The 24,329-nt window shown below is 37.7% G+C and carries 22 protein-coding genes; 11 read left to right on the plus strand and 11 right to left on the minus strand.

From position 1 onward, the window contains the following. Positions 1-8 precede the first annotated feature (8 nt). From BLU58_RS00505 to BLU58_RS00540, 8 genes are all read left to right on the plus strand, one after another. Positions 9-776, plus strand: a complete 768-nt coding sequence (locus tag BLU58_RS00505; RefSeq protein ID WP_093290281.1) for a phage tail domain-containing protein — start codon at positions 9-11, stop codon at positions 774-776. Positions 777-888: 112 nt separating this feature from the next. Beyond that, on the plus strand, positions 889-4,947 hold the full coding sequence (locus tag BLU58_RS00510; protein WP_176786420.1) for a phage tail spike protein: 4,059 nt from the start codon (positions 889-891) through the stop codon (positions 4,945-4,947). An 18-nt stretch (positions 4,948-4,965) separates the two neighbouring features. After that, positions 4,966-7,182, plus strand: coding sequence for a DUF859 family phage minor structural protein (locus BLU58_RS00515; RefSeq protein ID WP_093290283.1), 2,217 nt, complete (start codon positions 4,966-4,968; stop codon positions 7,180-7,182). 16 nt (positions 7,183-7,198) lie between these two features. After that, positions 7,199-7,738 (plus strand): DUF4376 domain-containing protein, encoded by a 540-nt coding sequence (locus BLU58_RS00520; protein WP_143123651.1) that lies wholly within the window; start codon positions 7,199-7,201, stop codon positions 7,736-7,738. 73 nt (positions 7,739-7,811) lie between these two features. Then, a complete protein-coding gene (locus BLU58_RS17095; protein WP_093290285.1) occupies positions 7,812-8,852 on the plus strand; it encodes a peptidoglycan recognition protein family protein in 1,041 nt (346 codons plus the stop codon). A 65-nt stretch (positions 8,853-8,917) separates the two neighbouring features. After that, positions 8,918-9,241 (plus strand): hypothetical protein, encoded by a 324-nt coding sequence (locus BLU58_RS00530; protein WP_093290286.1) that lies wholly within the window; start codon positions 8,918-8,920, stop codon positions 9,239-9,241. A 24-nt stretch (positions 9,242-9,265) separates the two neighbouring features. Continuing rightward, positions 9,266-9,598, plus strand: a complete 333-nt coding sequence (locus BLU58_RS00535; RefSeq protein ID WP_093290287.1) for a phage holin, LLH family — start codon at positions 9,266-9,268, stop codon at positions 9,596-9,598. 132 nt (positions 9,599-9,730) lie between these two features. Further along, a complete protein-coding gene (locus tag BLU58_RS00540; RefSeq protein ID WP_093290288.1) occupies positions 9,731-10,441 on the plus strand; it encodes a DNA-methyltransferase in 711 nt (236 codons plus the stop codon). 332 nt (positions 10,442-10,773) lie between these two features. Here BLU58_RS00540 and BLU58_RS00545 read toward each other — a convergent pair whose 3' ends face one another. Next, on the minus strand, positions 10,774-11,358 hold the full coding sequence (locus BLU58_RS00545) for a hypothetical protein (protein WP_093290289.1): 585 nt from the start codon (positions 11,356-11,358) through the stop codon (positions 10,774-10,776). A 155-nt stretch (positions 11,359-11,513) separates the two neighbouring features. Here BLU58_RS00545 and BLU58_RS00550 point away from each other — a divergent pair, with 155 nt between their 5' ends. After that, positions 11,514-13,058 (plus strand): OmpL47-type beta-barrel domain-containing protein, encoded by a 1,545-nt coding sequence (locus tag BLU58_RS00550; RefSeq protein ID WP_093290290.1) that lies wholly within the window; start codon positions 11,514-11,516, stop codon positions 13,056-13,058. A 123-nt stretch (positions 13,059-13,181) separates the two neighbouring features. Further along, the gene (locus tag BLU58_RS00555) at positions 13,182-13,952 is read left to right on the plus strand and encodes a hypothetical protein (protein WP_093290291.1); all 771 of its coding nucleotides are present in this window, start codon (positions 13,182-13,184) and stop codon (positions 13,950-13,952) included. Positions 13,953-14,062: 110 nt separating this feature from the next. Here the strand turns inward: BLU58_RS00555 and BLU58_RS00560 are convergent, their stop codons facing one another. From BLU58_RS00560 to BLU58_RS00600, 9 genes are all read right to left on the minus strand, one after another. Then, positions 14,063-14,473, minus strand: coding sequence for a NucA/NucB deoxyribonuclease domain-containing protein (locus BLU58_RS00560; RefSeq protein ID WP_093290292.1), 411 nt, complete (start codon positions 14,471-14,473; stop codon positions 14,063-14,065). A 446-nt stretch (positions 14,474-14,919) separates the two neighbouring features. After that, positions 14,920-17,940, minus strand: coding sequence for a UvrD-helicase domain-containing protein (locus tag BLU58_RS00565; RefSeq protein ID WP_176786421.1), 3,021 nt, complete (start codon positions 17,938-17,940; stop codon positions 14,920-14,922). Between the two features lie 19 nt (positions 17,941-17,959). After that, the gene (locus BLU58_RS00570; protein WP_093290294.1) at positions 17,960-18,370 is read right to left on the minus strand and encodes a hypothetical protein; all 411 of its coding nucleotides are present in this window, start codon (positions 18,368-18,370) and stop codon (positions 17,960-17,962) included. 57 nt (positions 18,371-18,427) lie between these two features. Further along, positions 18,428-18,589 carry a hypothetical protein gene (locus tag BLU58_RS16230; RefSeq protein ID WP_176786422.1) on the minus strand — a complete coding sequence of 54 codons (162 nt, stop codon included), beginning with the start codon at positions 18,587-18,589 and terminating at the stop codon, positions 18,428-18,430. 229 nt (positions 18,590-18,818) lie between these two features. Further along, on the minus strand, positions 18,819-19,007 hold the full coding sequence (locus BLU58_RS00580; protein WP_093290296.1) for a hypothetical protein: 189 nt from the start codon (positions 19,005-19,007) through the stop codon (positions 18,819-18,821). 127 nt (positions 19,008-19,134) lie between these two features. Beyond that, complete coding sequence (locus tag BLU58_RS00585; RefSeq protein WP_255404514.1) at positions 19,135-19,353, minus strand: hypothetical protein; 219 nt, start codon at positions 19,351-19,353, stop codon at positions 19,135-19,137. Between the two features lie 13 nt (positions 19,354-19,366). Next, the gene (locus tag BLU58_RS16595; RefSeq protein WP_218122164.1) at positions 19,367-20,065 is read right to left on the minus strand and encodes a hypothetical protein; all 699 of its coding nucleotides are present in this window, start codon (positions 20,063-20,065) and stop codon (positions 19,367-19,369) included. 417 nt (positions 20,066-20,482) lie between these two features. Next, positions 20,483-21,496, minus strand: a complete 1,014-nt coding sequence (locus tag BLU58_RS00595; RefSeq protein WP_093290297.1) for a hypothetical protein — start codon at positions 21,494-21,496, stop codon at positions 20,483-20,485. A 160-nt stretch (positions 21,497-21,656) separates the two neighbouring features. Continuing rightward, complete coding sequence (locus BLU58_RS00600) at positions 21,657-22,112, minus strand: SMI1/KNR4 family protein (RefSeq protein WP_093290298.1); 456 nt, start codon at positions 22,110-22,112, stop codon at positions 21,657-21,659. 162 nt (positions 22,113-22,274) lie between these two features. Here BLU58_RS00600 and BLU58_RS00605 point away from each other — a divergent pair, with 162 nt between their 5' ends. Next, a complete protein-coding gene (locus BLU58_RS00605; protein WP_093290299.1) occupies positions 22,275-22,781 on the plus strand; it encodes an SMI1/KNR4 family protein in 507 nt (168 codons plus the stop codon). A 52-nt stretch (positions 22,782-22,833) separates the two neighbouring features. Here BLU58_RS00605 and BLU58_RS16695 read toward each other — a convergent pair whose 3' ends face one another. Further along, positions 22,834-24,291 carry an HNH endonuclease gene (locus BLU58_RS16695; RefSeq protein ID WP_255404515.1) on the minus strand — a complete coding sequence of 486 codons (1,458 nt, stop codon included), beginning with the start codon at positions 24,289-24,291 and terminating at the stop codon, positions 22,834-22,836. Positions 24,292-24,329: the final 38 nt, after the last annotated feature.

Raw genomic sequence — 24,329 nt, forward strand, 5'->3', positions numbered from 1 at the left:
GTGAGAGTATGCCGACTACAAAAGACCGTTTGCACTTCAACTATGATGGGATTTCTTCTCGAAAGTTCGGTTTGATCCAAGTCAATCTAGACAGCGGAATGTTTGAAGAAGCACTCATAGCAGAAAGAGCGATTCAAGAAACGGAAGTGAGAGGTCAAAAACCCCTCTTCCACTCGATTGAAGAATCACCCTTGGAATTCGATCTCACTCTCGCATTCGAAAGGAAATTTAATGAATCCGACCTAGACAATATAATCCTCTGGCTGTTTCCAGATACATACAAACCTCTCTATTTTGAAGATAAGCCAAATAAAATCTACCATTGTCTACCCGTTGGCAATTCCTCAATTACTCATAACGGATTGAACCAAGGGTATCTCACCGTAACCATGCGATGCGATTCCCCTCGGATTGTTTCACCGCTCTACTACACTCCTGAAGTAGAAGTGGCGAATGAACAAAAAACATCCATCACGATTGAAAATAAGGGGCATCTGACAATCTATCCTGAAATCTCGATCAAAAAAATCGGAGCAGGGAACATTACTCTTATGAAGGATGAAAAAATCTTTGAAATCAGAGACTTAACCGATCAAGAAGACATATACCTCCATTGTGAAAAAGAAGTCATCGAAACAGATCTCATTGGGTTTTATCGATATGACCAAATCATAGGAGATTTCTCCACACTTTCCCTTCAACGTGGAACAAACAAGATTGAGATTGAAGGCGCATGCAAGATTCAATTTCGATATCGGTTTCTATATAAAACGTAACACCTAATTAGACAAAAGAAATCAATAATTATATAATTACACTATAATAGTAAATAAAATTTGTAATAAACATAGATGATCATAAACATATATGAGAGGGGTAATTCTACGATTGTTTGTCGACATCGACTACTCAAAAAAGCCCAAAGATATTCGCCTCCACTTATCAAAACCTAATAAGCAAGTCATCTCTCACATCTCCGAAAAATGGAATGTAAACCTCTCCTTAAAACTCGGTAATATCAGCGAGTTATCCTTTTCCATCCCCTATAAAGTAGCAAATAGGCACAACTCCCATGTAGAACTGATAAAGGAAAAAATGTTGATCAAAGTGACCATGGAGGGACATATCGAATGGTTCATTGTCGATGAGATTGAAGAAGACAGTGATGACTCCGACACCTTTCATGTAAAAGCATTTTCCTTGGGATATGAATTGCAACACAAACGAATTTCGGTACAAGAAGATAGCATCAATGCTCATGAACTGTTAACGAAACTAGTAGCCAATACGATTTGGACAATTGATTCGGTTGATCCCATCTTCCACTCGATTTATCGACAGTTTGATCTTAGCGATACCAATGTCTTAGATGGTATTCTCCAATTAGGAGAAACCTTTCAGGCCCTAATAAAATGGGACACCACACAACGAAAAATTTCTCTTCACTCATTTACTACATATGGAAAGTTCCGAGGTACAACGATTGACTATGGAAGGTTTTTACGTTCCATTAAGAGAACTCGAACAACGGATGAATTGGTCACAAGATTATATGTCTATGGTAACGAAGGAACCAGTATCCACTCAATAAACCCCACTGGCCAAAGTTATATAGAAGACTTCAGCTATTTCCTCTACCCCTTTGAACGTGACAAAGATCGAAAAATCATCAAAAGCTCTCACTTCATGTCCGACGATCTGTGTCATGCGCTCCTAGATCATCAAGAATTGGTAAATCAAAACTCCCCTCAAATTAAAACCCTTTCCAATCATAAAAACCCAAAAGAGACTCAGTTAGTCACTGAGGAATCAAAATTGGCTCAACTCCATCTGGAACTCACCAACATCCTCCAACTCTTAGATCTCGCTAAGGCGACAGAAGACACCAATCTAATTAAACAAAGAATAGAAGAAAGAAACCTCAAAGAAGCACAAATCACTTCTCAAACCACAATCGTCTTCAACCTCAAAAATGAAATCTCTCATCTTAACTCTCAAATCCAAACTCTACAAGATCAAATTTCCAATGATCCTCAATTCACTTCTGTATTAAAGAAGGAACTAGATCCTTATATCATTGAGAAGGAATGGCGGGACGAGCGATACACTAATCCCCAAGAGCTTTATGATGATGGATTAAAGAAATTCAATGAAATGAGAATCCCCAAAGTCGTGATTGAAGCAAATGTCGAGAATCTGATCGATGTAGCCCAACTACAACTAGGAGACCTGATTAAGACAAAGTACAGGCCAATGAATATTGAATATATGGCTCGCTTCATCGAAATCCAAATCGACTTTGAATCACATGATACAAAGCTGATCATTTCAAATACTCAAGATCTACTTGATGAATCGGAAAAACTCGTTCAACTCCTATACAGCACTTCTGCTACCAGTTCTCTAGTAGAAGCTAACAAGCATATCTGGAATCAGATCCAACCAGCAGTCGAACAAGTAAACAGCATCCTATCTAACCAGTGGGAGGCAAATAAGAACAAGATCGTTGCAGGTGTCAACAACCAAGTAGAAATCGGGAATCGAGGAATTGTCATTCGAAACCCTGACACTCCAGAGGAAATTGTGATTGCCCAAGCAGGTATTATCGCCCTCTCGAAAGATAATGGAGAAACTTGGAAGACCGCAATTAAGCCAGATGGTGTGGTAGCAGAACGGCTAATCGGAAAAGTAGTCGCTGGTGAAAATCTCCTCATCACAAACGGAAATGGTCACTTTGTTTTTGATAACCGTGGAGCACGTATTAAAGCTGATTCGTTTGTCATTGAATCAGGTACGGGTAGTAACTTAATTCAGGACTGGACAAACAGTCTAAACCACCTTGAATTTAAGCTACAAGATGATCAAATCGCCTCGATTGTCACCAGAAATGAACCCTTCCTTACTTCTCTTGATAGCAAACTACGAAATCATGACTTCCAAAATGATCTCTTATACTGGAAAGAAGACCACAAACTATCCACTCCCTTGAAAGCTCCTATCATCAGTGGACAAGGGAAATATGGAGATAAAGTAGTTCAAATATCGGGTTCCAAAACGGTATTCTATGGCAAGATGATTCCCATCGATCCATCCAGAACTTATCGAGTTCAGTTCCGTGTCAGACAAACCAAAGATTCCTCAGTCAGTGAGAAGTCCAAAGTTTTTGCAGGTGTCGCTTCCTTTGATGTAGCCAAGCAACCTATCACGACCGTTCATTATGGAGAGCATCGTTACTGTGCTGTACAAGGTCAGAATCTAACGGTGGCAGACGGTTGGCAGGAATTCAATGGGATTATCACGGGTGAAGGGGTGGATAGTTACAATCAGTTTATTCAAGGAACAAAGTATGCCGTTCCTGTGTTTGTAGTCAATCATGATGATGGAGATGGAGTTGCGGAAGTAGATAGTTGTAGCCTTGATGACATTACGTTAGAAAGTAATATGGACGGGCTCTCTACTCGAATCTCCAATGCGGAAGAACGAATTACCGATGACTCAATCGTTAATACCGTGACCCAATCGATTTCTTATCAAAATGATCTAGACAGTAAAGCAAGCTTTGATGACCTATCCCGATATACAACATCAGAGGCTCTAGAGAAATCTAAAACGGAAGCCAATTCCTACACCGATAACCAGATTCGAAATATTGATTTCTCCCCCTATGTAACCCAGTCCAAACTCGAACAAAAAGCAGATAGTATTACTGCTAAGTTTGCTTCGAGTGGCGGAGTCAACCTTCTAAAAAATAGCGTTGGCTATGCAGGAATCGATTTCTGGACAATCCATAGCCAAAACATGCTCCCTAATAGTTCTCTTCAAAACGGAACTACTCACTATTCTCTTTCAACAGGCTGGTCGCTTGACAATATGATGCAATATAAAGGATTTAACACCTTGATATGTGATGTAACAAGTCTCACTACAAATGAGATGCGAGCCGTTACCACTCCATTTGGGAATGTGAGAGCAGGAGAAACCTTTTCAGGTAGTTGGTTTGTGAATATCCCTTCTACTCACAACATCGATATGGGTGCAAAGGTAGAAATGGAATGGTATGATGCTGAATCAAAACTCAGCTCCATTACGACTAATGTAAATTTATCCATGATAAACCGATGGCAAAGAATTGTAGCCAAGGGAACTGCTCCAAATGGTGCAACGAGAGTACGAGTAAAGATTTATCCAGTCCAAAACGGGAGCTTCTGGGCAACACTCCCTCAATTAGAAAAAGGAAATCTCACAGAATGGTCGCCCAATTCCTCCGACCCTGCTATTGGCAAGTTGATTAAGGTTATTCAAAATGATGAAGTCAAAACCAAAGGATCGGGCAGTGGTTTCTCACTCTCTACAGGTGGGAAGATGGTTCAATCGATCATTCCGATCGAAGGCGCATCTTATTCCATATCTGCAATGTGTAAGTCATTGAATGGAAACGGATATATTCGACTTTATGATGGAGATGTGACCAGTACGCAATATGCAGAAATCTTGTTAAATGGCTCACATAACTATTCTGCTCAACATATCACACTGAAGCCCACCACTAATAAAGTGACCGTAGAATTATGTTGTAGTTATCATCAAATACTTTTCACTAGCATCATGTTAAACATTGGAGAGATTCCCCTTCAATGGCAACATGCATCAGGGGAAGTGTATAACACTCACATTCGAATGGATGTAAACGGTCTTCGAGTTTCCCACTCCGATTACTCTGGGTACACAACGATGACACCTGAAAAGTTCGCTGGCTATTATGATGTGAATCAAGATGGCTTGATTGATGAATCGCTTGGCTCTACAGATGAAGTGTTCCGTATGGATCGTGATGAATTCGTGATGAAAAAGGCGAATGTAAAGCAAGAAATCTTGCTGGGTTCAATCAAACTCATGAAGATACATTCGGGAGATAAAAATGGATGGGCATTTGTGGCTACAGGATGATAATGAAAGGAGAATGGCATGGCACTAAGCGGAAGTTTCTATACAAACGTAGGGAGTGGGTATCGCCTTCAGTTAGAATGGTCAGCTACTCAGGACATTACCTCTAATACAAGCTCTGTGACCGCAAAACTATATTGGATGTCGCTTGGTTCACCATACACGGTAAATTCGAGTGCATCGAAAGATTGTACTATCTCCATTGATGGTTCATCCTCTTCTACATCTGGAGCAGGCATGGCCTCATTACGAGGGAATCAAAAGAAGTTAATCTATCAAGTTACCAAAAATGTTCCCCATAATAACGATGGAACAAAATCAATCTCATTTGACGGTTGGTTCGATGCAGAGGTTACGTTAAGCGGTACGCATTATTCTCGAATCAAATTACCAACCAAAATCTATACACTCAATACCATTCCTCGCTCCTCCTCTTTAAGCTCTAACCCCTCTTGGATAGCAGGTGAAGATCTCCCCCTAGCGATTTCAAGATCGAGCACGAGCTTTATCCATACCATCAAACTCTATGTAAATGATATTCTCATCAAAGCTCTCAACAATATCGAAACTTCCACTACCATTACTTTCTCGGAATCAGAATATAGAACGATTTTTACTCAACTTAATCAAACGGGTAGTAAACCCTCTACCATTCTGCTCGAAACGTATCAGGGAAGTAATCTAATAGGCTCTAAAGAGTATACAGGTCTCTGTAAGGCTCCCTCTCCCAGCAAAGTTGCCTCTGGTAGTAGCTTTAACATCGGGGATACGGTTCTCATTTCCCTATCAAGTGCGAATCACTCCTTCACTCACGATCTAAAGCTATATGTAGGTGAAAGCCTAATCAAAACGTATTCTAGTGTTGGCTTAGAGGCTCAGTGGATACCTACACAAGCAGAAAAAGAGGAAATGTATGCAACCACTCCAAATGCGAATACTGTATCGACTCGAATGGAATGTATAACATACTATCAAGGCATTCAAGTTCAATCCCTTACATCTGTAGTGGGGACAGCAATCGTTACAAATAGTGATCCTACTTTCAACGATTCTTTCATCTATAAAGATACCAATGCTACTACCTTAGCGATCACAGAAAATGATCAATATATCATTCAAAACCATTCCACTGTACTAGTAGAAATCCCCTTCCTTTCCAAAGCAATCGCAATCAACGGCTCCACTATGGAGTACTATGTGGCCACATTAAATGGTATGTCCATCTCCAGACCTTATTCAAGCTCCAACATAGTATCCTTTGATTTTGGATCAGTTCAAACCAATACCTCCGTCACACTATCGGTCAAAGCCGTAGATAGTCGTGGCAACTCCACCATCGTAACGAAAGCCGTTTCGATTCTCGAATACTCCAGTCCTACTCTTACCTTCTCTGCAAGACGATCGAATGACTTTGAGAGTGAAACCATCCTAAAAGCAGGAGGGAATCTATCTCTTTTAAGTATCGGGAAAGTCCCTAAAAATCGAGTAAAGACCCTCCAATATCGCTTTAAAGAAACGATTTCTCCTACTTGGAGCGATTGGGTGAGTTTGTCCGCATCATTCGTCCAAAACGGGAGCACCTATACGAACTCGGATACTCCTATTAATACATCATCTGGCCTAGACAATTTGAAAGCATGGAACATCGAAGTCCAAGTCGTCGATCTGCTCTCCTCTTCTCTTTCCTCAGCCATTGTTCCAGTTGGACAACCCCTTTTATTTATTGATTCCACCAAGAAATCAATTGGTATCAATCAATTCCCCAATGCTCCATCTTCGCTAGAAGTAAATGGGAACCTCAATGTAACTGGAGGTATTACACTTGGAAGCACTGGCATCGTCCAAGTAAAAGAAGACATGTTGTATTTCAACGAAAAACCCATTGCTAGTGCAAATATTGGTACGGGCTATTTATGGACAGGCTCTCTATTTATGTCTCCCGACCAATCCATCACTCCCACAAAAACCATCTCCTCCTGTCCCAACGGCTGGATATTAGTCTGGAGTGAATACAGCGAAGAAGAGGTTCGGAATTGGGATTTTGTTTTCCATCCCATCCCCAAATATATTGCCTCTAACCATTCAGGAGCTGTCTCCATGTTTTCTATCCCAGTTGATTCCATTGTTAATGTGGTAAAAGAGCTAGAGATCTACGATGACCGAATCAAAGGTTTTACAGATAAAAATGCTACAGGGGATACTACTCAAGCTACCCTACGATATGTATTGGAATGGTAGGGAGGGAGTAGAGAAATTGAAAGTGTTTCTAGAGCTAGATTCTCAAAATAGGGTTACTGGCTGGGGTAGTAGTCTAGTTAGTGAGAAGTGCGTGGAGATAGACATACCCGACCACCACGAATTCTTCTCATTGCCATTTTCTTGGTTTGTTTATATCAACAACGCCTTAGTTAAAGACGACACGCACTTGCTAGATCTTGCGAAAGAACGGAAAAATAGAGAACTGAATGAGGCTTGTAATCAAACTATCCTAAATGGTTTCGATTATACGATTCATGAATCTACCTATCATTTCTCCTTTGATATGGAGGCGCAACTAAACTTTCAGGATGCAGAAAGCGCCCTAAAAAATGAAGATCTTGAATCAGTCAATTGGACTGTGATGAAGGATGGAAAATACGAACGGATCGCCATTACAAAAGAAATAATGGATGAACTAAAGAGAATGATTTTCCAACATAAGAACAGCAACATTTCAAGGTATCGGGATTTCTTTCTCCCTAAAGTTTCCTCTGCATCAAACATTCAAGAGGTAGAAAGCATCTCTTGGTACTAAAGAATGATCTCTCAACACATGACTGCTGGATGAGAGTGTAGTCCAGCAGAATACATAACTAAGGAGAAACTATATGTCAGTATGGCAAGATAAATATATTGTAGTCAATTCAAAATCACGCCCTAGCTTTAAGTTACTTGGTGTGAGAAAGTTAGTTATCCACTATACCGCCAACAACGGCGGAACCGCAATGAACCACTTTAACTACTTTAACAACTATCGAAGTCTTCCCCGTGCCGCCTCAGCTCACATCTTCGTCGATCGAACACAAGCGCTTTGCATTGTCCCCTTGAACGAAGTGGCGTATCATGCCAACGATAAACCTTCTCTTATTCCCGCATTGCGAGCAACCGCTTCCTACTATAAAGGTGGAAATGCGAACCTAACATCTATTGGTGTAGAGATGTGCATGGAACGAAATGGAACTTTCCATCCCGATACGATCTCACGAACCGAAGATGTATTTGTGGAACTATGTAGGCGTTATCGACTTGATCCACTCACAGATATTGTCCGTCACTATGACATTACCCGAAAGAACTGCCCTGCTCCATGGGTTAGTAATCCTCAAGCATTTACTAACTTTAAGAATAGAGTATATGCAAAATTAAAAGGCACAGTTCCTCCTTCCTCCCTCCCCTCTACCACTTCCTCTTCTTCAGATCCCATCCTTCGAAAAGGAAGCCGATCCGATGCAGTAAAAAGTCTTCAATCCTACTTAAATAAATTTGGATACAATCTGAATGTAGATGGAGCTTTTGGTCCACTAACCCAGAATGCAGTTAAAGACTTCCAGCGAAAGAATGATTTAGTTGTAGACGGAATCGTAGGCGAAAAAACATGGTCAAAACTGAAGTCTGCCTCCCCTGCACAACAATCCTCTAAATTCCCACTCCCTTCTGTCATTCTCAAATATGGATATCACGGTTCAGAGGTACGTCAGTTACAGGAAGCATTGAATGAAGCAGGTTTTTCATGTGGCAGAGCAGATGGTGTATTTGGAAAGAAGACTTTAACAGCCTTAAAGAGCTTCCAAAGATCAGCAAGTCTTGTTGTAGATGGAATCTATGGAAATAAAACAAGACAGGCCCTACATAGCAAAGTAAATACATAGGCGGTACTGCCTCTTTGAACTAAGAGCATTTAGAAAAAATCAGAAAGGTGGGGGTGCTATCCCAAATGAATTTCTTTGGAATACATATCGGGATTGAATGGTTTACTACTCTCATTACTCTGATCGGCGCAGTCCTTGGCTATCTTGGAACCAAGCTGACAACGAAAAAAGACCTTAGAATTAGTGAGCGTGAGCAACTCTCTAATGACCAACACCATCTGATCTCAGAATTAAAATCATTATTACATGAGCATAGAGAACAGATTGACGAACTGAAAACAGAAATCAGTAAACTTCAACAAGCAAACATCCAGCTCACTATAGAAAATAATAAATTATCCCATGAAATCGCCGAATTAAACGAGAAGCTAACTCGCTTCAATCATTAACCACTCAAAGGAGACTTATCATATATGGAAAACTTAAATATGGAACTATTTAGCGTAATCGCAAGCTTTTTAACCGTATGCACGGGTATTGTTACACGATATGTTGTTAGATACCTTAGCGAAAAAGGTATCATCCACAAGCTAGAAGCTAATAAAGAATGGGTAAATCTTGCAGTGCAGGCCGTTGAGCAAGGCTATAAAGACCTCAAGGGAGCAGACAAATTAAATCAAGCTAAAATTGAAGCTACCAAGTTACTAAATGAGAAAAAAGTCAAAATTACTGAGGACGAGCTAGGACTTCTCATTGAAGCTTGTGTGAAGCAAATGAACGATGGGATTGCGAAGGAGCTTAAGTAGTTAAATTTCCATAGTGGAAAATCAAAGAAAATAAGTGAATACAAACAGAAAAAAACCTTGCCCGATATGAAAGCAAGGTTTTTCTTTACTCATCTCTATTTCATTGCACAAATCGAACAACAGGAGGAGTAAATGGAACTTAATAAAATATATCATATGGACTGTTTAGAAGGCATGGGGTTAATAAAAGATAAAAGCATAGATATGATTCTTTGTGATCTCCCCTACGGCACTACTAGAAATAAATGGGATACCGTTCTTCCTTTTAAAGTAGTGTGGAGCCATTATGAAAGAATCATTAAAGATAATGGAGCAATAGTTCTTACTGCACAAACGCCATTTGACAAGGTGCTAGGGTGTAGTAATTTAAAACTGTTACGGTACGAATGGATTTGGGAAAAAGAGTTTGCAACTGGTTTTTTGAATGCAAACAGAATGCCACTGAAAAAACATGAAAACATACTTGTTTTTTACAAGAAATCACCAGTGTATAATCCACAGTTTACTTCAGGAAAGCCCTACAAGGCTGGACGTTCGAGTTATACCACCAATTATGGTAAATTTGATCCAAACAAGAAACCTGATAATAGTGGCTTTCGTTATCCTAAGTCTGTTTTGCAATTTAAGCATGACCAAAAGAGATTACATCCTACACAAAAGCCAGTGGCATTGTTTGAGTATTTGATTAGAACATATACAGATGAAGGTGATACTGTTTTAGATAACTGTATGGGATCGGGAACTACTGCTATAGCTTGTATTAAAGCAAACAGAAATTTTATCGGGTTTGAGATTCAAAAGGAGTATGTAGATATAGCTAGTAACCGCTTGAGACAATTTTAACAAAAAGCCATTTGATAACAACCCTACTACTGTTGTTATCAAATGGCTTTTTTGCTATATAAAATATGGATTTTATCAAATATGATTTCATCAAAAAATAGCAAATTCCTCATCTCCATTAGACAAGGGATTTGCTATTTTTAATAGGTTGATACTGCAATACAATTAAAAAACGATCAACTAACATGGTAATGCTGAAGACTAAACATCCATGGATCTACATTTAGATAATCTTTCATCCTGTTAAACTATACGTGTAGCAGTCATTATATATGCTATTTTCTTCATCTAGAATTCGAGATACCTGCACATGGAAAAAGCTCACAATAGTCTTACCACTTTTCCATTACTCTTCCAAACTCTCTTACTTCGTCACTCATTTTCTCGATTTTGGATGCTTTTAATATTGAAGGTATGAAGTATTCTTCTGGTTTAAACTTTTTGACCTGTGTAGTAATTTGAAAGATTCGTGTATCGTTTTGCATAATGCCAATCGTAACAGTTTTAGCTCCCTTTATGTCTTTCTGTTGAAGAAACTCGTAATACTGATTAAGAATGAATTGTACAGCATGCCCCGCATGAGCTTTGTTAAAAAGAAAGATATCTACATTTATATGCTGTGTAATTTTCCTAGCATCAGTTACTTTTATATCTTCAACAAAACCCATTTCGCCAAGCATTAACGTACTTGAATCAATAGAGGAGCTTTCCTTTTTTTTCTCTTCTACTTTCTTTTCCTCAATTTTTGCCTCAGTTGGAATGGTAGATTCAGTAGCTGGAGGTTTAACAGGGGTATTAATCTGTGGATTTGAAGCCCAATCAGTCTTTGTTGTCTGTTGAGATGTAATAGATTGGCAAGCTGTTAGCGTGTGTAGTAAAACACATAAGATGCCTGTACTAATAAGGATTTTCTTCAAATGTGTTGCTCCTTTCTAATATCAATTCCCAACACAAAAATAAACTATGAATTATATATTAATACAATTATAATTAATATAATGACAAAAAACAAAATTAAATTTAAAATGTTTTTTGTACATAATCTTTTATAAATTCGCAAGGAGACGTGTAAATGAAAAGTTCAAACACTACAGTTACCAAGTACAAATATCCACGGAAATCCATAATATCAATCCTTTTATTTTCATTGATATTACCAATTGTTACTATACCTACAGCATTCGCTTCTGAAATACCTATAGTTATTAGTCCAAGCAGTCAAACAAAACCAGCGGTTTACAATGATAAAGTCGTTTGGGCAGATAATCGAAATGGAAATAACGACATTTATATGTATGACATAAGTGCTGGAACAGAAAAGCGGATTACTTCAGATTCGCACGATCAAGACAATCCCGTAGTCTATAAGGATAGAATTGTTTGGCAAGATAGTCGAAATATGAGTGGAAGTGGAAATCTAAATACAGATATATATATGTACGACCTCAATACTGACGAAGAAATCCAGATCACTAAGAATGACAGATATCAAGGGCAACCTTCAATCTATGAAAATAAGATTGTTTGGACAGATCGTCGAAATGGAGAAGGAGCTTCGGAGCTTTATATGTTTGACATAGATAGCGGTACAGAATCCCGAATCAATACAAAAACAAATACTTGGCAAACTTCCCCTAAGATTTATGGAGATAAAATTGTATGGGAAGATACACGAAAGGGAAGACCAGAAATCTATATGTTTAATCTAAATACAGGTGTAGAAGAGAAAATTAGTCCAGATATAGACGAACACCAAACCGATCCTGCAATTTATGAAAACAAAATTGTATGGAAAGGTGAAAATTATAGAGAAAGAAATTCGGATATTTTCATGTATGACCTGCTTACAGGTAAAGTAAGTAAAATCACGGATGATAAAAAATCCCAAAATAAACCTCAGATCTATGGAAATAAAATTATTTGGCTAGATAATCGAAACAGCGAACGCAATTGGGACATTTATTTATACGACATAAACAGCGGTACAGAGCACCGAATTACTACGAGTTCGAGCAATGCAGGCTCCCCAGCAATTTATAATGATAAAATTATTTGGCAAGATTATCGATACGGGAACTCAGATATATTCATGTATACTCTTGAGTTTGAAGCACCTGTTACAACACATACAAATACCCCTTCAAGTGAAAATGGTTGGTACAAGTCCAACGTAACCATCTCACTTTCAGCCTCTGATGACAAATCTGGAATTGAAAAAACAGAATATCGGGTTAACGGTAAGGCATGGACTCCCTACCAAAAATTCACTTTATATGCCTTGAAAACAAATACGGTTGAATATCGAAGCGTTGACCGAAACGGGAACATAGAGCAAACCAAATCGTTTGAAATAAAAATTGACAAGACAAAGCCCACTACTACTCATTCAATCACTCCTTCATCTTCGGATAACACTGATGTGTCATTCTCTGCTACGGATAACTTTTCGGGAATTGCTAAGACAGAATACCGAATTAATGATGGGAGTTGGGTTAATTATACAAAGCCACTTGTTATATCAACCAAAGACAAGGTTGAATATCGAAGTATAGATCATGCAGGAAATGCTGAGGACATTAAGTCATTCCAAGTGACTAATGACAAAAAGATCCGTTGAACGCATTCATTAAATGGTGAACATTAGAGGCTAAAGTGCCTCTTTTTTCATTAAAAACTCAAGAGCGTCTTTCATTTATAATGTTGCTATTATAAGAGCTAAATACTATTAAGGAGTTTTAAAATGGATATTTTATTGCCACATGCACCTTTAGAGTTTGCAATTGAAATGAAGTTTGAATCTCTATGTTCTTTTCTCTATCCCTCTCTCACCTCGATTGATTACCAACAGGATCAGTTAGAAGAACACAAACTACAATCTTCCTCCAGAGATCCTGAATATTATTACATGGAGGATCTACAAATTTATGAAGAACTGCCAGAATTATTTTCACAATCATTTGTCATTATCTGGTTTTCTTCGATTGAAAACTTGCTTTATCCGATTATGCGACAACTCTTACTTGAAAAAGAGCTAGATTTAGAAAAAAGGCAAGCAAAAAATAAGAAATACTCAAAACACAAAAAACTTCATCTCTATATACCTGAATTCCATACTTTAACGAATGGAGCTTTAAATCAGAGGGATGATTTATGGGAAGAGATATCCTTTATTAGAGTAATCAGGAATGAACTTGCTCATCAGGACGAATTCATTCCTGAACACGTTAAGGAGAAATTTTTTAGTGTTCCCTTTTCTGACAACGCATTTCAAGACTTCATAGACTATCTAAACATTCATTGCCTTCTTGCTTCAAATCAAATGGGAGACCCTGCCCTTAAACCAACTCCAAGTTTCTGTATCCACTTGATGACATTTTACTGTCACTGGTTTCCTGAAATCTTCAAGCGACTATTTAAAAGAAATATGCAAGTTCCATTATCCTCACATTGTTTCTATCAGCGGTTGATTGCATTAAATATCAAGCTAGAAAGTCAACTTAATAAAACATGAATTTTATCTAGACTGGCTTTTGATATATACGTAGGGATACTATGTTTTTGATAATAACTGATTCAATAAAAAAGAGCGATTATACCAAAATGGTACAATCGCCTTTCTCACTACTTCACCACAATTCGTACCTTTTGACCATCTGCATAATCCCCCAGTTGATTTCCAATATGGGAGCCCGCACCTCGGTTATCGCTGGGCGAAACATATTTTACATGAGCTCCTTTTCCCCCCTCGCGGCAAACCGCCATGGGGAATTCATCTCGATCATAGCCTTTCTTCGTGGGAATCCCTTCTAATGATTCTTTTCTTCGCTGGTCTGCCCCCTCTCGATCAACGGTACATAGATCGGTTTTACCTTTTAATATCGCTTCCTCTACGTGCTGAGCGGTTTCGGGGTATTCCGCAGATGGTAACTCTATGACTGGGATTGATTCTCTAAGAAAAATAACTTCATGGGCTTGTACTGGAAATCCTATGGAGACTAAACAAATCGCAAGTAGTATAAAGCGTTTCACCATTTTCTCCTCCATGTACAAATTTGGTTTCTAACCGTATTTCTCAACTTATACGTTATATACGTACAGAAATCCTCCTACAACATTATTATTTCTGTTAACATGTAAATATCTATATACAAATTCGTCGGACTATACACAGTAATCATATTTTCTTCATACAGAAAAAGGAGACTATACCAAAATGGTACAATCGCCTTTTTTCTATTTTTTCATCCGAAGTTTCTTCCTATCTACAAGAGAAGTGGATACAGGAATTGGCACCTTACTTTAACTCCCGAATAAAGTAAGACAGAAAGTCAAAGTATGCATGAACACCTTTCATCTATGCAGTAGGGTCTTTGGAGAGATCGTTTTCCGGCATATACTCCCAATTATGCCAGAAAACGATCTCTTTTTATTTTTCTTACTAAGGACAACGAATTGATTTATTTACAAGATTGTCATCCCTAACTGATATCCATTGTGTTGGCACATGAAGGATGATTGTCTTTAGAATAGTTTGTACACCCAAGAAAATCGCCATATTTCCCTGTTTTCCTTACCATGAATCCGCCACAAGAACTACACTTTTTAGGATTTTCGAGAACGCCTATTTGGTTTAACGTATAGTCACAGCTCGGATAATTGGCACAGCCTACAAATTTCTTTTTAGCCTCTCTCAATTGTAAATACCCAGTTTGACACTTAGGACATCTTGGATTATCCAGAATGCTCTTTCCTTTACTCAAAGATATATAAGGTGCGTCATAGGATTCAATGAGTTCTTTTGTAAATGTGGACATCTTCCCTTCAGGAGCAAGGACATAAGTTATATTTTTGGTTCTTGTCACAGCAACATAAAACAACCGACGTTCTTCGCCATATAGGTAGCTATCACTATCCGTCAACACCCATGACAATATTGGGTCATCTACCATTTTATTAGGGAAGCCATTTATGTCGTTTTTGCCATTAAGAAGTATTACATTATCTGCCTCTAAGCCTTTTGATTTATGTGCAGTTAAGAAAACCATTTTAAGCGAAGGGTATTTATTATATTTTACTGGACATATCCCAGTTTTTTTATTCCACTTTCCTTTAAAGTCGGGTTCCTCAAGAACTGGCTTAATATCAAATCTATTTCTTCCAAGTAACATAATTTCTGTTTCCTCGCCATAAGAAGACACAATCTCTTCAATTGCAAACTTTAAGGCTTCATGAATCTGATTGTTGAAACCAATAACCTTAATGGGTTCAGTATGATTCTTTGGTGAAGTCAGATCTTTCTTAAACTGCATCGGATTCTTCATAACAAAATCGCCAGCAGTATTGATCAATTCTTGAGAGTTCCGATACGTTTTTTCAATTCTCAAAAGCTCATGTTCCCCAAAAAACTTGCCAAATTGAGTAAACAATTGGATGTCACTACCTGCGAAACGGTAGATGGATTGCCAATCATCTCCAACACACAAAACCTTTGCACTTGTCTTTTCCTTAATTGCCTTTATCAAATTAAATCGGCTGATCGATACGTCCTGATACTCGTCAATGATAATGTATCTATAGCCAAAATACACATCATCAGAACACACTATATTGGTTGCTTGGTTGATCATATCATTAAAATCAATCATTTTCTTTTTACTTAAATCCGCTTGATAATGTAAATAAATCGGCTTCACAAAATGGAAGAAGAGATCAGTTCGCTCTTTCAGGAACTCATTATTCTCTTTTTGCTTATTGATTTCGATGAACTCATCAAACTCTTTCTCGGTAAAGCCATTAGATTTAAAAAGCCCAATAAACGTTTTAATCAGGTTAAAGAATTCTCTAAAATACTGATCCTGTTTGTCTTGATCGAAAATAATCGAGAATATCTCCTGAAAATCAATTTCATACATTTCGACGTTATGTTTCTTTAGATTTTCTCTCAACATCTCCAACAGAATTCCGTTCTTATTGTAGTATGAGTACGACTCGATGAGAGTTGTGCCTTTCTCAGTATGCAACTTCCTTTTCCATGCAACACCTTCTATGTATTTCTCTTCTTCATAGCGATTTAGCCAAGGCGCTCGCTGATGTTCTGTTAGCCCGAAATGCTCAATATAAATATCGAACTCTGGCAAATAAAAATCTGGTTTATATTGTCGATAATCCCTATCTCTTGTCTCATGCTTGTAGTCGGCTTCATAAATATAGTCAACACCATTCAAAAACAGGAAGTTTGCAATCATCACTTCTTCTAAACTCTTAACCCGCTCCCCTTTCAAGCTCCTCATTTCTTCCTTCCTAGCTCCTGTAGCTTTTTTGACAAATATTGCTTCCTCTGTCTTTCCTCTGATGGTTTGTTTATCAATGCTCTTACAATGCTCATGATATTCTCCCAGACTTTTAAAATCTGTGTAATCTTTAGGTATGTTCAAATAATAACTAAAAAACTCGATCAGTCTTTTTATCTGATTCTTATCATGAAGGAGCTCGCTTTGTATGTATGAATTAATAGCTTTCTCCAGTTCACTCTCCTCTGCGATGCTCGGGTTCTTCTTCTCATGGCGTTTGATAATTTCTAACCCTAATTTGTGAAAGGTCTTAACTTGCACATCGACATTAAGCTTCTTGGAAATGCGATCATACATCTCCTCCGAAGCTTTTTTGGTAAAGGAGATCAGAAGAATTTGCTCAGGTCTTATCTGTTTTTTGTCTATGAGATACTTTACCTTACCTGAGATGGTTAGTGTTTTCCCACTACCTGCACCAGCCAAAATCAGATTATGATCTTCATCTGTAACGATGGACAATCTCTGTTGTGCATCTAAAGATTTCCCATCTATGTTATCAAAAAGCTCTTTGTTTTCTTCGAGCTCACGTTGAACATACTCCTTATTCCACCGTGAAACAAGTGAATGAAAATTCGTATATGTCTCGAGAAAAACAGCCACTTTATCGACTTCAGATTGTCTTCCACTCGAAAAGAAAGTATACGGATTTGAATAGTCCGTCAGTATTTTATTGGTGATGGAGTGCGTAATGTACTCCTTTTTGATGGAAACAACATGAGAGATAAATTGCTCTATTAGCCTATTATTTTGACTAATATGATCGTTAATCTGAACTACTGCTTCATCCAAATAAACCAATTGAGAAAGAAATGCGTCTTTAGTTTGGTTATATCTAGTCATCACCTTTTTGTAAGATGGATTGGATATGATCCAGCCTTCCTCTTTCTCATAAAACGAGTGCGCTTTTTTATTTATATTAAATGGATTATCTAAACTGAAATAACTAGCTTCTGGCAAATATACATTTTTAACTGCCTCTAATTGTTCATCAGTTATATAATCACGTTGATTAGATAAACTTTGGAGGCAGGCTCCAATTTCATCTTTCTTATTGCTAACTTCAAGTAGATATTGGTCAATTTGAACTAGGAAATTCTTTAGCTTATATTTTTTATATACGTTAAATATGAAAGCAATTATACTCTTCATTGTTGTACTCCTCATCTTATTAAATTTGTCTTATACCTATTATCTTAACCCCGAACTCCTCTTCTCCTATATAGTGCTGAACATCTTCTTTCTCAAAAAGGATCTTTATTACTCTTGCGATAGCTTGTGGATCAGACTCAATTCCCTCAATACATAAATCTGCATGACGAATCCCATCACTTGCTATTATGAAATAATTTTCTGTTGAATGTTTGCTCACCACCTGAATACTAATATCTTGTACCAATGAACATAGCGATGCCCAATATTCCTCTTCATTCAAATTCATTTGATTTAGATGACCTTTCGCTATACATTCCATATACTCTTGAACAGTCATCTCTCTATCTGTAGCCAGCTCCAATAGCTGGTCATATTCCTTGTCCTCTAATCCTACTTGTACTATTTTTTTCTTGTGCACTTCACTCATAAATCTATTGCCACCTTCTCCAATTACGTAAATTCCAAACTCTGTTCTATGTTTTATCTATTCCATTATAGGCTCAATTTTTAATTTATTGTCATCACTACCTGCATCTGTATCCTCCACTGACTTATAAGTACTTCGATCTGTTGGACTCTTGATAAATTTATCCTTTTCTGGAGAAATTTTCTTTGATTTATCTTTATTTGGTAGATTCCGACTCATAATTTCATCTCCATATCGTTCATCTCTTATATGGACCATATATCCACTTAATAAAAGCGTATTTTTATTATATTTAGAGTATACTCTATACCTTGGATCATTCAAAGTAGGAATAGCTACCGCAATCTATATCAAGAATTCGTTCGTTATATATTGTAGGAAAACACTACTTTCCTCAATAAACTCTCTTTCTTCATCATAAAAGAGACAAGAAAATTCTGTTCTGAGTTTACCCACTAGAAACTCCTCCCTTTCTAGCTTTAAGTATTTTTGAATCACGATGTTCAAAACCTAGCTCCTCTTCGCTAATGATCTCCCGATTCAGTACTTTCTTCCTAGCTTCTGAGCTAGTTTCTGCATCCACCAAAGCAATATATTTGATTACTACAACTTGCTCGTACTCCACTTCATAAGTCATGTAAAATTCCTCCTCACTTACTAAAACAGTTGTTTTTCTCATTTGTGATCAGTTTTATACAAAAAAAATGAGACTCCGTAGTGAAGTCTCATTCCTGATTCGAGAGTATAATTACTCTTTTTTCGTCTTATTTTTTGGCTAATTGCTCTTTGGCGAATAGCCGACGAAACACTAAAGCCAAGACAGCGAATATAATGCTAGCTACTGCTGAACCAGTAGTAATCATCTTCGACACATCGCTTACTGGAGAGTCGAATAATGGAGGGATCGAGAGGGTTAAAACGGAACCAGATAAAGACAATCCTATAATCGAGACCATCAAAATCTTAGCCAAAATCTTATCCATTAAATCACCTCACTCACTTAAGGTTGAAACAAGCTACCGCTCCAGTGATACCCACACCACTAACAACTGCAAATCCACCAATACACGCGGCGCAGACAGGAGCAGTAACTGGTGTCAGTGCTCCACACACACCAGCACACGCCGCCACAATAAGAGTAGCCACCGTACCACTAACACCGAGGGCTACGGTAAGACAAGCTAACAATTTTTTCTTACCCATTGGTTGAATTCCAGAAGTCGGATTTTCTGCAAGCATTTGATCATTTGTCTTATATGCAATCCCAGTATCTTTGGAAATAGTAAGTACTCCATTCAAATACTTGTTAACTTGGAAATTTCCTACCACATTCTTGGTTATTAACGTTTCATTTGTCTGCAATACAGCATTATCCTTGAAGAATACAGTTACGTTACTAGTAAGGCTATAATTCCCATGCAAAGGAACTGCAACAAACGTAACTCCACCGCCAATATCGTACACCTGTGACCCTTCAAAATCAAAAGTAGACAAAGGAGCAACCTTTTTAACTTCACCTTTCTCTATTGCGTGTTGTGTTGTATCAACCCATTTCTTAGCCTTATCCCCTGTAATCTTAACAATGCTTGGAGTACTGTTAGCTTGCGCAGTAACCCTTAGAGCTGGAGATAAAGTTAAACAAAACATAACCAAAGCTATTAGTACTGGCATAAAAATTTTTTTCGCTTTCAACATGATAAATCCTCCTAGTATATATTCTGATTGTGCAAATCAATTCCCTTCTTCTGATTTTCTATAGGGATATCACTTCCTCTCATGATGAATTCAGTTTGTTTTTTATGAAAAGATTCTTTAAGGTTCTTCCACAATTCTAGATATAGATTTTGGATTAAATAGATTAAACATAAGTTTCAATCTCTACTATATTTTTAAAATTGTGTAACACATTTATAATATTACAATATATAAAATTCGATAGTCAACAGGATTAACAAAAGACATAATAGTTTATTTTGGAGAAAATATTTATATTATTAGTAATTTTTATGATGGAACTTCTCTAAATTTTGATTCCATAAAAAAACACCTCCAACTGTTGTTTTTCGTGTCCAACAGTTGGGGTGCACCTTAGTACCACAGATCATATTCACATCAATTTGATACTTTTATAGTTGGTGATTGTATATTCTTTTGATCAGAGTCATCAAGTTTCTTTTTGCACACACTAGGTGACATCTCTTTTGTATAAGGCTCTAGTTTCACTTTCTCACTCATAATCATTACATTTTCTGCGCCATAAGAGTATCGATTAAATTCCTTTTTGGAGTCATCGATTGACTTTTGGACTGCTTGAACCTTCTCATCATCAGCAAGTTTAATTAACTCAAAACATGGAAACAGCAAGTTTTTTTGATCAGTATATCCTATTAGATAATAGTCTCGATAACGATTCATCAATACTTGATTGCTTGCTTTTCCATTATAGCTAACTTTGTTTAGCGACTCAGACGAATGCCCCATCCACCATGGGACACCCACTAGGACAATAATCAACAAAGCTGTACCAAGAAGAAGTCTTAAGGCTCTCTTGACACTCTCCATATCTTCAGAAATCGATAAAATATCTTTAAATATAAAACTGGGTAAGCAAATGAGAAAGGAAAATACTGTCCATCCAATAAGAGCAATCCAAAAATACGCTGAAAATGTAGGGCTCGTATTAAAGTAAAAATTCATTAATAAATCAAGAAACCCTGCTAATACCACATAGATTAATATCTGCCTCTTTTTTGATAAAGGGATTGCTTTTCTTTGGGGCTTTGTTTTATGAAGCTTGAACCTTTTTATGTTCATAAAATTGACTATCACATAGTTATACATACTAGAAAAAAGTACAATGACATACACTATGACAACCCCAGCGTCTGAGCTTAGAAGTAAATCAACCTCCAAATAGTTTAACGGAATCTGCCACTTTGTAAAATAGCCTAGTTGATAAAAATAGTTGATCAAAAACCATGCAATAATGAGAAATACCACAATTAATTCTGCCTGAAGTATTTTCATTAAAATCGGATGCTTTTCAGCAAATGTTCTTTTTAAACTGTAGTCTTTTGGAACAACCAAATGTGTATCATCATCAACATTATGTTCTTTCCATCGCATGTTGTCACCACTCTATAAAATTTCATTTTTATCCACTATTTGAAGTATACTCTATACCTTAGATCATTCAAAGTAAGGAAGACCTTCACAATTCACATGATTATCCCTACAAAAAAGGAGACAAGGGATAATCCTTATCTCCACTAAGTCATAGAATTTTCTACATAGATGGATCATCATATAGTGAATCCAAAAAATCGAAAATATTATTTGCCAAGAAGTACATGTTGCTCATATCAGACTCATCTTCTGCTTCTTCTTCATGATCCCAGAAGTAGATATGATCGTAGTATGGAACTTTAGTACCTAATACGATCTGATTCCCAGCAGGGTCGAACCCAATCGAAATAAAACCACTTGGTAAACGATCATCATCAAAAATATCAAGGGAATCCTGCAAGTTGTCATACATATCACCTATACCATGTAACCCGTTCAACACACTAGGTCCTTGCTCTTTCGAGATGAAAAATAGATTTGGTTCCGTATATGCAACTCCGTTCCATCTTAATAAAAAGTCTTTGTATTGATCAGGTAGTTGGAGATCATTTTTCTTTTCAAATTGAGTAATCTCATCAATGGAAAGTTTGTCATTTGTACTAAACACTTTGGTCATATCCTATTCCTCCCTCGACACAGAAACTCCACCCCTATGTTTAAATTAAGTATGAATGTATTCATCCACAAGAATCATCATCTTCCCATCTTCGCTATGCACCAATATGATATATTTAATAACAGGAGAATCAATCTTAATTTTCGATATGGAGGAGCTAGAATGAATAATGGTTTAAATGAATTTTGGAGTCAGTCCGATTATTTTACGAACTCAATGTCCGTTACAGAGGAAATGGTTGTCAAAGCAGAGGAAAAACTAGGTTACAAGCTTCCATCAGCGTACATAGAGTTGATAAAAACGAAAAATGGTGGAACTCCCATTAATTCTTGCTTTCCTACTACTTCGCCGACTTCTTGGGCAGATGATCATATTGCGATTGAAAGTATTCGTGGCATAGGAGGCGAACATGGGGTTGATTCTGAAGATGTTCGTGATTCCGATGAGGATTGGGGCTATCCTACTAACATAGGATTTGTCATATGCGATTGCCCATCGGCTGGTCATGATGCTGTAATGTTGGATTATAGTCAATGTGGAAAAAGTGGAGAACCACGAGTAATTCATGTGGATGTTGAAGTATCTGATAAGCCTGTTGTGACCCTTTTATCCAACAACTTCAAAAGTTTTTTACAAGGGTTAACCAACAGTAGCGAATATGAAGACTAGAAAAGCACCCAATAAAACTAGGTGCTTTTCCTTTATTGCATATCTCCATAGACTATTTATTTAATGAAACTCCACCAACATGAGTGAATTCTCTATGAATCGAATAGTCTACTAACATCATTGTTTCCCCGTCTTGATGATGATGCCATGTATAACCAGTAGGTGGTCTATCGCTTGCTGGTACTGATGGTGTAGATTCTCTGCCTAAACCAGCTTTTAAATTGGCTTCCTTAAAATCAAGCCGTCTAGTTGACGTGAAATTAATCTTTACAGGTGCGACAACTGGATGCTGATATCTGGAGAAGTCTGGATACCCATCTGGATACCTTATAGAAACTCCGTTCTTATTGGTATAAGTCCAGACTTTATTTTCATCTATACTTATACTACCACCTTTATCTAGCCATTTCTTTGGAACTGGTGAATTTTTGGGTTTGGTTTCTAGTAATTCCTTAGTGAAATTTTCATTTCCACCTTTAGTAAAACTCTTTGAACCCGTTTCTGCTTTCCCACTCGGACAATCAATCTTCCCAGCCAATTGCATCGAAGCAAGATAATGTCCTGTGTCCTGCTGTTGTACAGCTACACAGTCCTTGAACTTCATTAATAATGGCTCGATCTTCGGCCATGCAAATGTAAGTCCTGTTACTGCAACCGCACCGGCTGTCGTGGTAGCAAGGATTCTTTTGCCACTACCGAATAGATTATCGCCGAATGACTTTACTTTGTCACCCAACCCGGTTAATGAGTCAGAGATTGCATCAAAAGCTTTACTTGTTAAAGGAAACTTACTAGAGAGGCCACCTGACTTCGAAACAACATTGCCTGCCTTCCCTGCTTTATCTACACCTTTTAACCCAAGAAGTTGTGAAAATGCATATCCGAACCACTCTGAACGAGATTTCCCATCACCGTTGATTACCATGCGATCCCATGACTCGGTTATCTCTTTCCAGATCCCCCCTGCCGCATTGGATATGTTATCCCAAACCTCGCCCGGGTGTGTAGCCCAATGTTTGAGCTGGTTCCATGACTCCCTAGGGTTTAGAATGACATACCCTAGGAGTCCTACAGCTCCTAGCGCTAAGTCAAAGACCCCGATGAGCATGTCTACCAATCCTCGTAACACACCTTTAAGGAAATATGTTGCCCATTCCAACACTTTTAACATTGGAAACTGCTTCTTTAATATAGCCCATGCTAAGGTAACACCAGCCCCGATTGTCAATCCCCATTCCCATAAATTATCCTTAATACTTTTGATTTTAGCACCTAGATCGTCCAAGATATTATTTACATCATCCCACAGCTCACCGCACCAATCCGTGAAACCATTCCATTTGTCACTAACCCAATCTCCTGCTTTGTCCCACCACGACACCTCGGTCGTGGGTTCACCTGCAAGATCGGTCGGAAAATGAGAGTCAATTTCGATGTTATCGATGTTGAAATCGACTGCATATGTGACCCCACTCCCAACAAAGCTAAATCCGATTAGTACAACCATCATGATAAGTAACATTTTTATGATTTTTCTATTTTGCATAA

Origin of the sequence: Thermoactinomyces sp. DSM 45892 (assembly GCF_900107305.1) — a bacterium.
Taxonomy (GTDB): Bacteria; Bacillota; Bacilli; order Thermoactinomycetales; family Thermoactinomycetaceae; genus Baia.

Bases quoted from the DNA above. Each gene is read 5' to 3' on its own strand.
- BLU58_RS00585 (WP_255404514.1), bottom strand. From the start codon at position 19,353: ATGGATAAGATTTTGGCTAAGATTTTGATGGTCTCGATTATAGGATTG.
- BLU58_RS00535 (WP_093290287.1), top strand. From the start codon at position 9,266: ATGGAAAACTTAAATATGGAACTATTTAGCGTAATCGCAAGCTTTTTA.
- BLU58_RS16230 (WP_176786422.1), bottom strand. From the start codon at position 18,589: ATGAGTCGGAATCTACCAAATAAAGATAAATCAAAGAAAATTTCTCCA.
- BLU58_RS00505 (WP_093290281.1), top strand. From the start codon at position 9: ATGCCGACTACAAAAGACCGTTTGCACTTCAACTATGATGGGATTTCT.
- BLU58_RS17095 (WP_093290285.1), top strand. From the start codon at position 7,812: ATGTCAGTATGGCAAGATAAATATATTGTAGTCAATTCAAAATCACGC.
- BLU58_RS00550 (WP_093290290.1), top strand. From the start codon at position 11,514: ATGAAAAGTTCAAACACTACAGTTACCAAGTACAAATATCCACGGAAA.
- BLU58_RS16695 (WP_255404515.1), bottom strand. From the start codon at position 24,291: ATGATGGTTGTACTAATCGGATTTAGCTTTGTTGGGAGTGGGGTCACA.
- BLU58_RS16595 (WP_218122164.1), bottom strand. From the start codon at position 20,065: ATGTTGAAAGCGAAAAAAATTTTTATGCCAGTACTAATAGCTTTGGTT.
- BLU58_RS00570 (WP_093290294.1), bottom strand. From the start codon at position 18,370: ATGAGTGAAGTGCACAAGAAAAAAATAGTACAAGTAGGATTAGAGGAC.
- BLU58_RS00605 (WP_093290299.1), top strand. From the start codon at position 22,275: ATGAATAATGGTTTAAATGAATTTTGGAGTCAGTCCGATTATTTTACG.
- BLU58_RS00555 (WP_093290291.1), top strand. From the start codon at position 13,182: ATGGATATTTTATTGCCACATGCACCTTTAGAGTTTGCAATTGAAATG.
- BLU58_RS00580 (WP_093290296.1), bottom strand. From the start codon at position 19,007: ATGACTTATGAAGTGGAGTACGAGCAAGTTGTAGTAATCAAATATATT.
- BLU58_RS00540 (WP_093290288.1), top strand. From the start codon at position 9,731: ATGGAACTTAATAAAATATATCATATGGACTGTTTAGAAGGCATGGGG.
- BLU58_RS00530 (WP_093290286.1), top strand. From the start codon at position 8,918: ATGAATTTCTTTGGAATACATATCGGGATTGAATGGTTTACTACTCTC.
- BLU58_RS00560 (WP_093290292.1), bottom strand. From the start codon at position 14,473: ATGGTGAAACGCTTTATACTACTTGCGATTTGTTTAGTCTCCATAGGA.
- BLU58_RS00515 (WP_093290283.1), top strand. From the start codon at position 4,966: ATGGCACTAAGCGGAAGTTTCTATACAAACGTAGGGAGTGGGTATCGC.
- BLU58_RS00595 (WP_093290297.1), bottom strand. From the start codon at position 21,496: ATGCGATGGAAAGAACATAATGTTGATGATGATACACATTTGGTTGTT.
- BLU58_RS00565 (WP_176786421.1), bottom strand. From the start codon at position 17,940: ATGAAGAGTATAATTGCTTTCATATTTAACGTATATAAAAAATATAAG.
- BLU58_RS00600 (WP_093290298.1), bottom strand. From the start codon at position 22,112: ATGACCAAAGTGTTTAGTACAAATGACAAACTTTCCATTGATGAGATT.